Below are 15040 nucleotides of genomic sequence, written 5' to 3'. Positions count from 1 at the left end.
CGAATCGTTAATGATTTGGAAGGGGTTCGTGTGCCTTTTTGGTATACCGGGTTCATGGGCTGCGTACTTAGACCCGCAATCTATTTGCTGTTCAATTGAAGGGCCGGTCCGAAGAACTCATAATGAATCTGCTCTTCCTTCATTCCGAGTGCCCGCAGCTCTCCGATCATCGCTTCCATGAAAGGAACAGGGCCGCAAACATACGCATCGCCGGTAATGTCCACATAACTCTTCAGAATCTCGCCTGTAATGATGCCGTCCGGGCCGCCGGAGTAGAAGGTTCTGGTCTGTACATTGCTCATGGCTGCAGCATGTTTCTCAATATCCTTAACGAAAGCGGCGAGCGATTCATTCCGTGCAGAATGCAGGAATACGGTCTTTCGGTCCGGTGTTACGGCCGCAACGGTCTCGAACATGCTCATCATGGGGGTAATGCCTACGCCGCCGGAGATGAAGGCAACAGGTGTGGTTTTGGTAACATCGAGCAGAAATTCGCCTGCCGGAGCGCTGACTTCAACAATGTCTCCTTCATTCACCTGGTTATGGAGATAGACGGAAACCACACCATTCGGATCATTCGTCTCTTCACGTTTCACGGAAATACGGAATCCATCTGCCCGGGGAGCCTGCGACAGGCTGTATTGGCGGATCATGGTGTATTGCTCTCCAGGAATCAGCACACGGATAGAGATGTACTGGCCCGGCTTGTAATCCGGTACGCCTAAGCCGTCCGCCGGCTTCAGATAGAACGATGTAATACTGCCGCTTTCCTGAACTTTACGTTCAACGGTAAAAGGCTTGAAGAAGTTCCAGCCATTATCCTGTTCGCGCGCTTCCTTGTACATGCTGTCTTCGACGCCGATAAAAGCGCCTGCAATAACTCCGTATGCTTCTTCCCAGGCTGTAAGAATCTCATCCGTAGCTGCCTCGCCCAACACTTCCTTGATCGCCTTCAGCAGGAATTCCCCGACAATCGGATAATGCTCCGGCTTGATGCCGAGGCTGACATGCTTGTGTGCAATCTGGACTACCGCCGGCAGAATATTCTCAAGATTATCTATGTGGACTGCCGCTGCGTAGACCGCATTGGCCAGTGCCGCCTGCTGACGGCCTTGCGCCTGGTTGGCATGGTTAAATACATTCAGCAGTTCCGGGTGGGCTTCGAACAGATTCCGGTAAAACACCGTTGTAATAGTGGTGCCGTGTTCCGCCAGGACTGGCGCTGTGGATTTGACAATGTCACGAGTTTGTTGTGATAAAATATCAATCATCCCCTCTCCATATACTACAAAATTAATATATACGCTTTTTAAGATAAAAGATATATTTAAAATACCACTTTAACAAAATGGACAAAAAATATGATATCATCTGTTAATAATATCACTTACATAAGGCCGGATTTGTGTTCTCCTTCTTCGCTTGTTGGCTGTATGTCCGCTAGACAAGCAGAAATCCGTTGACTGCATTGCATTTGTAAACAGAATGGAGAGAAGAGATGAGGCTGACGTTATATACCGACTATTCCTTGCGAATCCTCATGTATCTCGGAGCGAAGCAGCGGGAAGAGCTGACAACTATACAGGATATCTCCAGCGCATATGGCATCTCCAAGAATCATCTGATGAAGGTCTCGCATGAACTCGGTAAGGCGGGCTATATTGAAACGGTCAGAGGGCGCGGGGGAGGGATTAGGCTTGCGCTTGCGCCGGAGAAGATCAATATCGGGGAGGTCGTGCGCCGGATGGAGGATGATTTCTATCTCGTCGAATGCTTCCATCCTTCAGGCGGCAGTTGTCCGATCTCCCCGGTGTGCGGACTCAAAGGCGTGCTGGGCAGAGCCCTGCAAGCTTATCTGCAGGTACTGGGCGAGTATACGCTTGAGGACCTGTTGATGAATAGAGATGATCTGCGTGCCATTCTGCAGGAGAGCAGCAGCCGTGCTACTCCCCGAACAGAAGACGTTCCTCATCCCGGCTATGAACCGCGTTCACTACCAGCAGTGCGTGGAACTGGTGAACCACCTCAGGAGTGAGGCCTTGTTCCGCCAGCATTGCTTTGACATCCTGAACTATAATCCGCAGTAAGTCATGATCACGTGCAAGCCGGAGAACTGCGTCTTGCAGGCCGGGATGCTTCCCGGCCATCTCCTGATAGAATCCGTCTTCCTCCGCATCGGCGTGGCTGATAATCCGCGTCTCCCAGTACTCGATTAAATGCTCAGCGGCCTGGTGCGCCACTTCGAATTCCTTCGCTTCCAGCAGTTCCTCTACTTCCTCCGTCTTGGCTACAGCGCCGGATAGCCCGCCCTGATGTATAGCGTGATGGGCGTGCAATTGGCGCAGTGAGGGTCCTGGCATGTTGCTTCATCCTCCCGTTTTTGTGTCAGTATAACACACAGATTTGTAGTGTAATTCCCGCTAAGGCATTCCCCGGACAAGAAAGAGGGAAGTCCCTAACAGGCCGCTGCCGGATACAATAAACGGCCAGAACACAGCTTTTCTCCTCAGCGGGAAAGGCTTATTTGCATTGGATTCAGATCAAGGGAATTCCCGAGGTTCAATAGGTGTTTCCCTAATGGGAAGCAGGGCCGGGGAGATCCATAATGGACTTAACTGAATAGATTTTGAAGGGAGTGTTCCTGAGCGATGAAGAAGAAATTCGGCCTTAACTTTTTTAAACCGGTGGAGAGCTATTCCGGGAACTGGTCCATTCTTGAAGAGAAAAACAGAGATTGGGAGAATATGTACCGCCAGCGCTGGTCTCACGATAAAGTAGTGCGCACCACTCACGGAGTCAACTGTACAGGCTCCTGCAGCTGGAAGGTGTTCGTGAAGAACGGAATCATCACCTGGGAGAACCAGCAGATTGACTATCCTTCCTGCGGACCGGATATGCCGGAATTTGAGCCGCGCGGCTGTCCCCGCGGAGCTACCTTCTCCTGGTACGAATACAGCCCGCTGCGCGTGAAATACCCGTATATCCGAGGGAAGCTGTGGCGGCTGTGGCAGACGGCGCTGCAGGAGCATGACAATTATGTCGACGCCTGGGCCAGCATTGTTGAAGACCCTGAGAAGGCAAGCCTGTACAAGAAAGCGCGCGGGAAAGGCGGCCACATCCGTGTGGCCTGGGACGACGCGCTGCGGCTGATCTCCGCACAGCTGATCTATACAATCCGTAAATACGGCCCCGACCGGATCGCCGGCTTCACCCCGATTCCGGCTATGTCGATGGTCAGCTACGCCTCGGGGGCGCGGTTCATCTCCCTCCTCGGCGGCCAAATGCTGAGCTTCTATGACTGGTATGCCGATCTTCCTCCGGCTTCGCCGCAGATCTGGGGGGAGCAGACGGATGTGCCGGAATCTTCGGATTGGTACAACGCCGGTTACCTGATGATGTGGGGCTCTAATGTACCGTTAACCCGGACGCCGGATGCACACTTTATGACGGAAGTACGCTATAAGGGAACCAAAGTCGTGTCGGTCGCGCCGGATCTCGCCGAGAACGTCAAATTCGCCGACAACTGGCTGGCTCCGAATCCAGGCTCGGATGCGGCGCTTGCCCAGGCCATGACGCATGTCATCCTGCAGGAGTTCTATCAGGAACGCCAGGAGCCGATGTTCCTGAATTATGCGAAGCAATATACAGATATGCCGTTCCTGATTCTGCTTGACCCTCATGAGGATGCCCTGAAGGGCGGACGCTTCCTGCGGGCGAGTGATCTAGGAGATACCTCCCCGCACTCGGACTGGAAGCCGGTCATCTTCGACGAAGCAGCGGGTGAGATGATGGTTCCGAACGGTACGATGGGGCAGCGCTGGGAGGAGGGCAAGAAATGGAACCTGATTCTCGAGCGGGAGGACGGCCGTAAAGTGCAGCCCGCGCTGACCATAGAAGGGCACGGGGAAGAGTGGACGGAAATCGTGTTCCCGTTCTTCGATAATGCGGGCAACGGCACGTTCAGACGGATGATTCCGGCCCGGACAATCGTGCTGGCCGATGGCACAGAACGTTATGCCGCCACAGTCTATGATCTGATGATGAGCCAGTATGGCGTGGCGCGTACAGACAGCCCGCTGAATGCCAAGGGGTATGAGGATGAATCCTCACCGTACACCCCGGCCTGGCAAGAGAAGATTACGACGGTGAAGGCGAGTGTCGTCGTGCAGATTGCCCGCGAATTCGCCCAGAATTCGCTGGATACAGGCGGGCGCTCCATGATCATCATGGGCGCAGGGATCAACCACTGGTTCAACAGTGATACCATCTACCGTTCCATTCTGAATCTGGTGGTGCTGACCGCTTCCCAGGGTGTCAACGGCGGCGGCTGGGCGCATTATGTCGGCCAGGAGAAATGCCGCCCGATTGAAGGCTGGTCAACGGTTGCCTTTGCCAAGGACTGGCAGGGTCCGGCACGCCAGCAGAACGCGACATCCTTCTTCTACTTTGCCACAGAGCAGTGGCGTTATGAGGAGAGCGGCACCGATTCGCTGAAATCACCGACGGGCGGGGAGGTAGCTTACCAGCATCCGGCGGACTACAACGTGCTGGCTGCACGTCTCGGCTGGCTGCCTTCCTTCCCGCAATTTAACAAGAACAGCCTGCTGTTCGCCGAGGAGGCTGCGCAGCAGGGCAAGAAGACGAATGCGGAGATTATCAGCCACACCGTGGAAGAGATCACCTCGCGGAAAACACGGTTTGCCGTGGAAGATCCCGGCGCACCGGAGAACTTCCCCCGCTCCCTGTTCATCTGGCGCTCGAACCTGATCTCCAGCTCCGCCAAGGGGCAGGAATACTTCATGAAGCATCTGCTCGGAGCCTCCGACGGGCTGCTGGCCGAGCCGAACGAGGAACAGAAGCCGGAGGAGATCGTCTGGCGGGAGGATGTGGAAGGCAAGCTTGATCTGATGGTGGCTCTGGATTTCCGGATGACGACTACGCCGCTGTATGCGGATGTTGTCCTGCCGGCTGCAACCTGGTATGAGAAGACCGATTTGTCGTCCACCGACATGCATCCGTTTGTGCATCCGTTCAATCCGGCCGTGAATCCGCTATGGGAATCCCGTTCCGACTGGGATATCTACCGCCAATTGTCAGAGGTATTCTCCGAGATGGCGAAGTCGCAGCTGCCCGGCGTCTATAAGGATGTTGTGATGTCACCGCTGGGCCATGACTCCATCAGCGAGATTTCGCAGCCGATGGGTCTGGTCAAAGACTGGGCCAAGGGCGAAATCCCGGCCATCCCGGGCCAGACCATGCCGAACTTCACGATTGTGGAGCGGGATTACACCCAGATTCATGACAAATACACCTCACTCGGACCGAATCTGGCAACCGGCAAAGCAGGCGCGCATGGCATCAGCTTCTCTGTTGCTGAAGAATACGAGGAGCTCAAGAAGATCAGCGGCGTGCATTACGATGAATCGATTAAGAACGGACTGCCGAAGCTGCTAACCGCCCGTCAGGCCGCAGATACCATTCTTCATCTGTCTTCAGCCACCAACGGCCGCGTATCCCAGAAGGCTTATGCTGCAGCGGAGAAGGATTCAGGTGTAGAGCTGAGGGATATCTCGGCAGACCGGGCAGCCGAGAAAATTACGTTCCAGAGCATTACCGCACAGCCGCGCGAAGTTATTCCGACCCCGGTATTCAGCGGCTCGAACAAGCAGGGACGGCGCTATTCCCCGTTCACCACGAATATTGAACGTCTCGTTCCGTTCCGGACCCTGACGGGAAGACAGCATTTCTACATTGACCATGAAATCTTCCAGCAGTTCGGCGAAGCGCTGCCGGTCTACAAGCCGACGCTGCCTCCGATGGTGTTCGGGCCGCGCGACAAAGAAGTGAAGGGCGGGCAGGATGCCCTGGTTCTGAGATATCTGACACCGCACGGGAAATGGAATATCCACTCGACCTATCAGGATAACCAGCATATGCTGACGTTGTTCCGGGGCGGTCCAACGGTGTGGATCAATAATGAGGATGCCGCGGCCCATCAGATTGCCGATAATGACTGGCTCGAGGTCTATAACCGCAACGGTGTCGTAACGGCACGTGCGGTAGTCAGCCACCGGATGCCGAGAGGCACCATGTTCATGTACCATGCCCAGGACAAGCACATTCAGGTGCCGGGTTCTGAAATTACGGATACGCGCGGAGGAAGCCACAATGCGCCTACCCGGATTCATCTGAAGCCTACCCAGATGGTCGGCGGATATGCACAGCTCAGCTACGGCTTCAACTACTATGGTCCGATCGGCAACCAGCGTGATGTCTACGTAGCCGTCCGCAAAATGAAGGAGGTCAACTGGCTTGAAAATTAAAGCGCAAGTCGCAATGGTAATGAATCTGGATAAATGCATCGGCTGCCACACCTGCAGCGTGACCTGCAAGACGACCTGGACGAACCGCAAGGGTGCGGAATATATGTGGTTCAATAACGTGGAAACGAAGCCCGGTATCGGTTATCCGAAACGCTGGGAGGACCAGGAGCTCTACAAGGGCGGCTGGCAGCTGCGCAAGGGGAAGCTGGAGCTGAAATCCGGCAATAAGCTGTCGAAGATCGCACTCGGCAAAATCTTCTACAACCCCGACATGCCGGAGATGAAGGATTATTATGAGCCGTGGACGTACAACTACGAGCATCTGACGAATGCTGGAGAACAAAAGCATTCCCCGGTGGCGCGGGCCCATTCCGCTGTAACCGGTGAGAAGATGGATCTGGAATGGGGACCGAACTGGGAGGATGATCTGGCGGGAGCCCATGTAACCGGCCCGCTGGACCCGAATATCCAGAAGATCGAAGAAGAAATCAAGTTCAACTTCGAGAAATCGTTCATGATCTATCTGCCGCGCCTCTGTGAGCACTGCCTGAATCCAAGCTGTGTCGCCTCCTGTCCTTCCGGTGCGATGTACAAGCGGGATGAGGACGGCATTGTCCTCGTGGATCAGGAAGCCTGCCGCGGCTGGAGATACTGCATGACCGGCTGTCCGTACAAAAAAGTATATTTCAACTGGCAGACCAACAAAGCAGAGAAGTGCACCTTCTGCTTCCCGCGCGTGGAAGCCGGGCTGCCTACAGTATGCTCCGAGACCTGTACAGGCCGGATCCGCTATCTCGGGGTGCTGCTGTATGACGCCGACAAGGTTCTTGAGGCGGCATCCACGCCGGACGAGAAGGATTTATACAAGGCGCAATGTGATCTGTTCTTGAACCCGCATGATCCGGAGATTATGGCGCAGGCGAGAAAAGACGGCATCTCCGAGGACTGGCTGGAAGCCGCCCAGAACTCGCCGGTCTATAAGCTGGCGATTGAGCACAAGCTGGCCTTCCCGCTTCACCCGGAATACCGCACACTGCCTATGGTGTGGTATGTACCGCCGCTTAGCCCGATTATGAATTATTTCGAAGGCAAGGATTCGCTGAAGAATCCCGATATGATCTTCCCGGCCATCGAAGAGATGCGCTCGCCGATCCAGTATCTGGCGAACATGCTGACGGCCGGCGACACGGAGACGGTCAAAGAAGCCCTGCAGCGGATGGCGATGATGCGCTCCTATATGCGCGCCCAGTCCACCGGCCGGGAATTCGATCTTACCCGTCTGGACCGTGTCGGCATGACCGCACAGCAGACAGAGGAAATGTACCGGCTGCTTGCGATTGCTAAATATGAGGACCGGTTCGTCATCCCGACCTCCCACAAGGAGCAGCACATGAATCCTTACCGTGCCCAGGGTTCGGCCGGTTACGGCAGCGGGATGGGGGACATGGGCTCCGGCTCCGGCTGTGACGGCTGCGGACCGGCCAGCCCTTCCGGCGACACCATGAAGACCGGCAAGGAAATGTATGAAGAGAATTTCTACGGGGGGATTTGGCGTGATTGATCTGATCAAACTGCATGATTACAAGGAATCCTTCGGTTATTTCGCCCTGCAGCTGATGTATCCGGAGAAGCTGGACTTTCATCCGGCTTTTCTGGAAGAGGCGTTTGACAGCACTCATCCGGGTTATGCCCACGTGCATGCCTATTGGAAGCAAATGCAGAGCTTCAGCCTGGATGAGATCCAGGAGAGCTATGCGGCCACCTTTGATTTTCAGAAGGACTGCGCGCTGTATATGACCTATTTCAAATTCGAGGACGCCAAGGAACGGGGGCAGATGCTCGCCAAGCTGAAGCTTCTGTATGAAATGTTCGGCCTTGTCATGCCGGAGAGTGAGCTGCCTGATTATTTACCGCTGATGTGTGAATTTATATATGCCGCCCAGTGGCTGGAGGTTCCGGGAGCGCCGGAGAATTTCCGGATGCTGATGGCGATTCTTGAGGATGGCACCTACCATTTGCTCAAGGCGCTGGAGCGGAATGAAAGTCCCTATTACCACCTGGTTAAGGGATTGCGCGAAACCTTCAAAGCTTGTGTTGAACAGGAGGCCCTGAGTCAATGAATATGGCAGGTCAGTTTTTATGGGTCATTTTCCCCTATATGTGTCTGGTGGTCTTTATCGGCGGGCATATCTTCCGTTACCGTAAGGACCAATTCAACTGGACAGCCAAATCGAGTGAATTTATTGAAAAGAAACAGCTGAAATTCGGCAGCATTCTGTTCCATCTGGGTATTATGCCGGTTATTCTAGGTCATATCGGCGGGCTCGCTGTCCCGAAATCATGGCTGGAGGCCGTCGGCGTGAGTGATCATCTCTACCACATCGGCGCGGTATATATCGGGGGAATCTTCGGCGCAGCTACCCTGCTCGGGATGCTGATACTGACCTCGCGGCGCTTTACGCTGAAGAATGTCCGCCGGCTCAGCAGCGCATCGGACCTGATTGTCAACTCCCTCCTCCTGTTCATCGTGTTCATGGGGATGTACTCCACGATTGTAACGAATGCCGTACAGCCTGAGTTTGATTACCGTGATACGATTTCTGTCTGGTTCCGCGGTTTATTCATGTTCCGTCCGGACCCGTCGCTGATGGCTGATGTGCCGTTTTCCTTCAAGCTTCACATTCTGTCAGGGTTTGCGATCTTTGCCTTTTGGCCGTTCACCCGGCTCGTCCATGTATGGAGTGTTCCGTTGAATTATGTAGGCAGAAGTTATATCCTATACAGAAGAAATAAATCGAATTAACGGAAAGAGCCGGGTGAATTTCTTTCCCTGTTCAAATGAGGAGAGAAACGATGAACAATAAGGTGGATTACCAAATTGAGCTTGACCGGATGCGCACAGCTTTGGGATATGACTTTATGTCGCTGGCCTTTGCCGAACCGGCGGAATATGACTATGTCATCCGGTGGAAATACGCCTCAGGCCATACAAATGACCGTTACAAACGAATTATACTTCAATCCGGCAGGGGGATTGCAGGCATCGTGTTCAAGACAGGCAAACCGTTCTTAATCCCGTCCGTGCAGACAGATGTGCAGCCGGACACCTTGTTTAACTATCCCATTACCAAGATGGAGAATCTGAGCAGCATCGGGGCTGTGCCGGTGTGGAATGATGCCCGTGTCGCAGGCGTGCTTCTTGGCGGTTTCAGGGGCGAACGGCAGGTAACCCCTGACATGCTGGGGGACCTGGACAGGGCAGCGCGTAGGGGGATTGGAGACTTGAACGGAAAGGAATTGTTGCTAAGTTGATGACACCCGGAACGGATCTGCAGAGTCTGCTCATGACGAAGCTGTTTGAGAACAGCTCGGAGGCGATGTTCTTTTTTGACCGGCAAGGGAAAGCCCTGGCCATGAATCCGGCTGCCGAGAACATCGTGGACAAGGATATTCTGAAGCAGCTGTATCAGGGGAATCCTGAGGCGCTTTGCGGGACCTGCCGGGGATACACGAGTGAGACGGAGCTCCGTACCTGCCTCAATTGTTATTTTCATACACCGGACTCCGAGGAGTTCACCTCATACCAGGTCTATCTGGAGACGAAGGATAAGGGGGTTGTCCCTTATGCCGCCACCTTTCACACCATAGATGACGAGAAGGGTATCAGAGTATTTATGCTTAGGGATCTGACCAGACAGTTCAAGACGCAAGAGAAGTTCTACCAGAACAAAATGATGAAGCATATCATTGAGGCGCAGGAGAATGAACGCAAGCGGATCTCCCGGGAGCTGCATGACAGCGTAGCCCAGGAGCTGATGAGTGCCGTGATTGATCTGCGTGTGCTGAAATATATGACAGCGGATGAGCAGCTGCTGAAGAAGATGAAGCAGACCGAGGTCTCCATGACCAGGCTTCTGAATGATATCCGCAACCTTTCGGTAGAGCTTAGGCCGGCTGCTCTGGATGATTTCGGCCTGGAGGCCGCATTCCGGTCGCACTTCAAGCGGGTGGAGCAAACCTATGGCCTGGTGATTGATTATGAGTCCCGGCTCTCCGAGAAACGGTATGGGAGTGAGATTGAAACCGTCATGTACCGTGTGTGCCAGGAAGCGGTGCTGAACGCCCTGAAGTATGCGCAGGTTGACAGTGTTAAAGTTTCCCTTACCGAAAACGACGGTGTGCTGCTGCTTCGGGTAGAGGATAAGGGAACCGGCTTTAATCAGGGTGACGAGCCGGATGGAACCGGACTTGGCCTGTTTGGCATGCAGGAGCGGGCGGAGCTGGTGGGCGGCACCTTCAGCGTAGATTCAGAGACAGGCAGGGGTACGACAATTATTTTACAGGTACCTGTATGATTTGCGCGAGGAAAGGAATGAGCTTCTGATGAAGATCGTCATTGCAGACGACCATGCGATCGTACGCAGCGGATTCTCCATGATTCTCAATTTTCAGAATGACATTGAAGTGATCGGGGCGGCGGCAGACGGCAGGGAAGCTTACACCATGGTAGCCAAATTCCGGCCGGACATTCTGATTATGGATTTAAGCATGCCTCCGGGAGAGAGCGGGCTGACCGCTACCGGCAAGATTAAAGAGGACTACCCCGATACCAAAATCCTGATTCTGACGATGCATGACGATGATGAATACCTCTTCCATGTGCTGAAGAACGGGGCCTCCGGTTATGTGCTCAAGAGTGCGCCGGACGAGGAGCTGCTGCTGGCCATCCGGACCATTTATGAAGGCGGGACCTATATTCATCCCAAGATGGCAACCTCGCTGGTCCGTGAGTTCATCAAGCAGGACAAAACCGGCGGTACAGAGGATCTGTTCGAGCTGTTATCCAAGCGGGAGCTGGAGATCCTGCCGCTCATTGCCAAAGGATACGGGAACAAGGAAATTGCCGAGAAGCTGTTCATTTCGGTGAAAACTGTGGAAGCCCACAAAGCGAAAATTATGGAGAAATTAAACCTTAAAAGCCGGCCGGAGCTGGTCGAGTATGCTTTGAGGAAAAAAATGCTGGATTTCTGACCGGCGAATGGAGGTAAGCCTTGATGCCGGAACATGCAGGGCTCAAGTTTACGGTGCCCGCCATGCGCATTCTTGAGAATGAACACCGCTATTTATCTTTTCTGATGGAAGAATGGCATGATATCGTACTTTGGTTTGAGGGGGCGCAGCCCGCTCCGGAAGAAGCCAGAGCTCAGCTTCATAAGCTGCGTAAGGCGGTTCTGGAGTTTACGGGCCCGCTGAAGAAGCATACCGTGAAGGAAGAAACACATTTTTTTCCGCTGCTGGGCCGTTACATCGGTTTTGAACAAGGGCCGCTGGTCGGCATCCAGGAGGAGCACCGCGAGATTGACGGGTATATAGGACATTTCCTGCATCACACAGAGGGCAATGCTGATCTGATGACGCTTGAGGATATTCGTGCTGCGGTGAAGGATGCAGGGGAAGCCTTTGAGGTGCTGACGGTACACTTTGTCAAAGAAGAGACGGTTATCTTTCCGATGGCTGAGCATCAGCTGAGCGCGAAGGACAAAGAGCGGTTAAGCCAACAGCTGAATACGCTTATTACTTGAGAATGCACATTTAAGAATGAATAATTATGTGATTCTGAACAGGCTGCTCCTATGGGGGGCGGCTTTTTTTGTGCACAGGAAATTAGACAACAAGAAATCCGGATAAATCGGGGGGAGGCGGCAGGAGTGAATAAGCTCTGGAGCAATGCCCCGCTGTGCGGGGTTATTTTTTTAGGGTTTCCCCTGTCAGGGAAAGGGGACTCCCCTATATCTGAGCCGGGGGACCGGCGGATACAATGAGTACAGGAAGTATTCATACGAATAATCAAGAGAATAAACGGCGAAAAGGTGAGTCGAATGATTAAAAAAGTGCAATTGCCGCTACAAACCTTAAACTTGATTACCGGATTCATGGTGTGGGTGATCATCTCTTCCCTGATGCCCTTTATTTCCGAGGATATCAGCATCCCTCCGGGAAGACTTGCGATGGTCACAGCGATTCCGGTGGTGCTTGGCTCGATTCTAAGAATTCCTTTGGGCTATTATGCGAACATTCTGGGAGCACGCGTTATTTTTATGTCCAGCTTTATCCTGCTGTTGTTTCCCGTCTTCTTCATCAGTGAAGCGTCCACGGTTACTCACTTGATTATCGGAGGCCTGTTCCTTGGAATCGGCGGGGCCGTATTCTCGGTGGGGGTGACCTCTCTGCCGAAGTATTTTCCCAAAGATAAGCATGGTCTGATCAACGGGATCTACGGAATCGGGAATATCGGGACGGCGGTCACAACCTTCTCGGCTCCGATGGTGGCGGCACAGATAGGCTGGGCCCCTGCGGTGAAAATGTATCTGATTCTGCTGCTGGTGTTTATCGCCTTGAATTTCTTCTTCGGGGACCGTCATGAGCCTAAGCTCAAAACACCGATCATTGAACAAATCAAAGGCGTATCCAAAAATGAGAAGCTCTGGCTGTTCTCCTTGTTCTATTTCATTACCTTTGGCTCCTTTGTGGCCTTTACGATTTATCTGCCTAACTTTCTGGTATCGAATTTCGGTCTGGAAAAGGTGGATGCCGGGATGCGTACAGCCGGCTTCATTGCCGTTGCGACCTTCTTCCGTCCGGTAGGCGGCTGGCTTGCCGACAAGTTCCAGCCGTTGTTCCTGCTCACCGGCACCTTCAGTATCTATACAATTGCAGCTATTATCCTGGCCTTTATGCCAGACATGGGATTATATACAGCCGGATGCCTTGCGATTGCGTTCAGTGCAGGAATCGGTAATGGAGTCATTTTCAAATTAGTCCCGCTATACTTCAATAAGCAGGCGGGTGTCGCGAACGGAATTGTATCGATGATGGGCGGCCTGGGCGGCTTTTTCCCTCCGATCATGCTGTCTGTGATATATTCGGCGACCGGGCAATATTCCATCGGGTTCATGCTGCTCTCCCAGGTGGCGCTGGCCAGTCTGGTGCTGGTCGTGTGGCTCTATTTCCAGGACCGGCTTGCGCTTACCTCTGAAGTGTTCAATTCTACCGGACAGGGGATTCTGGTTACCGATGTTTCCGGTTTGATTAAGACCGTCAATCCGGCCTTCACGAAGCTCACCGGCTATACGGAAGACGAGGTTCTCGGCAGACAGCCCAGCATTCTCAAGTCAGGCCGTCAATCCAAAGAATTCTACCGCGTCATGTGGGGGGAGGTCAGGGACAAGGGAATGTGGCAGGGGGAGATCTGGAACAGGCGCAAGAACGGGGAAGAGTATCTGCAGTGGCTGAACATCAGCGCTGTGAAGGATGACACCGGCGAGGATGTCCGGTATGTAGGCACATTCAGCGATATTACGCAGAAATAACCGGATGAAGTGGCGTTGCACCGCAGCAGCCAATCCCTTTCCATACAGGACGGCATAGCCGGTTCTGCTGGGTCCGGCATCAAGTTAGGAGCAGATGAAGGTGGAAAAGACCAGAAATCCGGTTACCGTGGCGGAGGCTGTATTCCGGGTAACCGAAAGAGTGTGCCGCACAGGTACAGAAAGAGTCCCGCTTGCCGCAAGCTATGGACGCATCCTGGCAGAGCCGCTGACGGCAACCCATGATGTTCCGCATTTTACGCGGTCCCCCTATGACGGGTATGCAATTGCTTCGGCAGATTCAGCCGGTGCTTCCGGCAACAGCCGGATCAGCTTCACGGTTGTAGATCATATCGGCGCAGGGGAGATATCTCAGGTTACGCTTGGGGCATTTGAAGCTGTCCGTCTGATGACGGGAGCCGCGCTGCCGGCGGGTGCCGATGCGGTAGTCATGTTCGAACAGGCCTCGGATGCGGGCCGGACGTTTACCATCCGCAAAGCCTTTGCGCCGCAGGAGAATCTGTCCCTGCAGGGTGAAGATATGCGGTCAGGCGAAAGGATCGTTCCGGCTGGCAGCTTCATTCATCCCGGAACTGTGGCGCTGCTGGCTACCTTCGGGTATGGGGAGGTACGGGTCGGCAAGCGGCCGGTTGTAGGCATATTGTCAACGGGAAGCGAACTGCTGGAGGTGACGGCTCCGCTCGTACCCGGTAGAATCCGCAACAGCAACGGGCCGATGATCGCTGCCCAGCTCGCCCGGATGGGTATTCCTTACCGGATGTACGATACGGCAGCGGACCAGCTGGAAGAATGCCTGCTGACGGTCCGGCAGGCGATGACAGAAACAGACTGCCTGATCACCACAGGCGGCGTATCCGTCGGCGACTATGACTACTTGCCGGAAATATACAAGCGCCTCGGGGCCGATGTGCTGTTCAACAAGGTGGCGATGCGTCCGGGCAGTGTGACTACAGTCGCGGTTGCCGGGGAGAAGTGCTTGTTCGGATTGTCCGGCAATCCGTCGGCGTGCTTCACAGGCTTCGAGCTGTTTGTCAGGCCCGCCCTGCTCACGATGATGGGGGCAGATAAAGTCTATCTGCCGCGTACGACAGCCGTACTGGCAGAGGATTTCCCGAAGGCCAATCCGTTCACCCGGTTTATCCGGGCTGTTCATGACCGGACCTCGGTGCGTCCCGCCGGCTTCAACAAATCGAATGCGGTATCTTCCATCGCACGCGGCAATTCGCTGATTGTGCTGCCTGGCGGGACAAGAGGTTATGCTGCAGGGGATCCTGTGGATGTACTGCTCCTCGGCGTTGAGGAAGGTACGGACGAATGGGTGCTGTAAGC

The 15040-nt window shown here is 54.0% G+C and carries 13 protein-coding genes; 11 read left to right on the top strand and 2 right to left on the bottom strand.

Features of this window, described 5'->3' with window-relative positions; translation table 11 throughout:
• Positions 1–80 precede the first annotated feature (80 nt).
• Positions 81–1262 carry an NO-inducible flavohemoprotein gene (gene hmpA, locus MKX70_RS31505; protein ID WP_042241829.1) on the bottom strand — a complete coding sequence of 394 codons (1182 nt, stop codon included), beginning with the start codon at positions 1260–1262 and terminating at the stop codon, positions 81–83.
• Positions 1263–1498: 236 nt separating this feature from the next.
• Here hmpA and MKX70_RS31500 point away from each other — a divergent pair, with 236 nt between their 5' ends.
• Positions 1499–2035, top strand: coding sequence for an RrF2 family transcriptional regulator (locus MKX70_RS31500; RefSeq protein ID WP_042233669.1), 537 nt, complete (start codon positions 1499–1501; stop codon positions 2033–2035).
• Here the strand turns inward: MKX70_RS31500 and MKX70_RS31495 are convergent.
• Positions 1944–2360 carry a hemerythrin domain-containing protein gene (locus MKX70_RS31495; protein ID WP_042233672.1) on the bottom strand — a complete coding sequence of 139 codons (417 nt, stop codon included), beginning with the start codon at positions 2358–2360 and terminating at the stop codon, positions 1944–1946. The genes MKX70_RS31500 and MKX70_RS31495 overlap by 92 nt on opposite strands.
• 288 nt (positions 2361–2648) lie before the next feature.
• Here MKX70_RS31495 and MKX70_RS31490 point away from each other — a divergent pair, with 288 nt between their 5' ends.
• The 10 genes from MKX70_RS31490 to MKX70_RS31445 all read left to right on the top strand — a co-directional run bounded on the left by MKX70_RS31490 (position 2649) and on the right by MKX70_RS31445 (position 15038).
• Complete coding sequence (locus tag MKX70_RS31490) at positions 2649–6323, top strand: nitrate reductase subunit alpha (protein WP_042233674.1); 3675 nt, start codon at positions 2649–2651, stop codon at positions 6321–6323.
• Entirely contained in the window at positions 6313–7884 is a 1572-nt protein-coding gene (gene narH / locus MKX70_RS31485) for a nitrate reductase subunit beta (RefSeq protein WP_340841513.1), read from the top strand. The genes MKX70_RS31490 and narH overlap by 11 nt, the downstream gene beginning before the upstream one ends.
• The gene (gene narJ / locus MKX70_RS31480) at positions 7877–8443 is read left to right on the top strand and encodes a nitrate reductase molybdenum cofactor assembly chaperone (protein WP_042233679.1); all 567 of its coding nucleotides are present in this window, start codon (positions 7877–7879) and stop codon (positions 8441–8443) included. Before narH ends, narJ begins: the two co-directional genes overlap by 8 nt.
• Positions 8440–9126: a respiratory nitrate reductase subunit gamma gene (gene narI, locus MKX70_RS31475; RefSeq protein WP_042233681.1), complete on the top strand. Its 687-nt coding sequence runs from the start codon at positions 8440–8442 to the stop codon at positions 9124–9126. The genes narJ and narI overlap by 4 nt, the downstream gene beginning before the upstream one ends.
• A 50-nt stretch (positions 9127–9176) precedes the next feature.
• Entirely contained in the window at positions 9177–9635 is a 459-nt protein-coding gene (locus MKX70_RS31470) for a GAF domain-containing protein (RefSeq protein WP_042233682.1), read from the top strand.
• Entirely contained in the window at positions 9635–10678 is a 1044-nt protein-coding gene (locus tag MKX70_RS31465) for a PAS domain-containing sensor histidine kinase (protein WP_042233683.1), read from the top strand. Before MKX70_RS31470 ends, MKX70_RS31465 begins: the two co-directional genes overlap by 1 nt.
• A 28-nt stretch (positions 10679–10706) precedes the next feature.
• A complete protein-coding gene (locus MKX70_RS31460; RefSeq protein ID WP_042241832.1) occupies positions 10707–11354 on the top strand; it encodes a response regulator transcription factor in 648 nt (215 codons plus the stop codon).
• Positions 11355–11377: 23 nt separating this feature from the next.
• Positions 11378–11905, top strand: coding sequence for a hemerythrin domain-containing protein (locus MKX70_RS31455; protein ID WP_042233684.1), 528 nt, complete (start codon positions 11378–11380; stop codon positions 11903–11905).
• 297 nt (positions 11906–12202) lie between these two features.
• The gene (locus tag MKX70_RS31450) at positions 12203–13693 is read left to right on the top strand and encodes an MFS transporter (RefSeq protein ID WP_340789469.1); all 1491 of its coding nucleotides are present in this window, start codon (positions 12203–12205) and stop codon (positions 13691–13693) included.
• Between the two features lie 100 nt (positions 13694–13793).
• Positions 13794–15038 (top strand): molybdopterin molybdotransferase MoeA, encoded by a 1245-nt coding sequence (locus MKX70_RS31445; protein WP_445323693.1) that lies wholly within the window; start codon positions 13794–13796, stop codon positions 15036–15038.
• Positions 15039–15040 lie beyond the last annotated feature (2 nt).

Source organism: Paenibacillus sp. FSL R7-0312 (assembly GCF_038004445.1).
Lineage (GTDB): Bacteria > Bacillota > Bacilli > Paenibacillales > Paenibacillaceae > Paenibacillus_AQ.
Note: the sequence above shows the minus strand (reverse complement) of the source record. Positions and strands in the feature narration are given on the sequence as shown.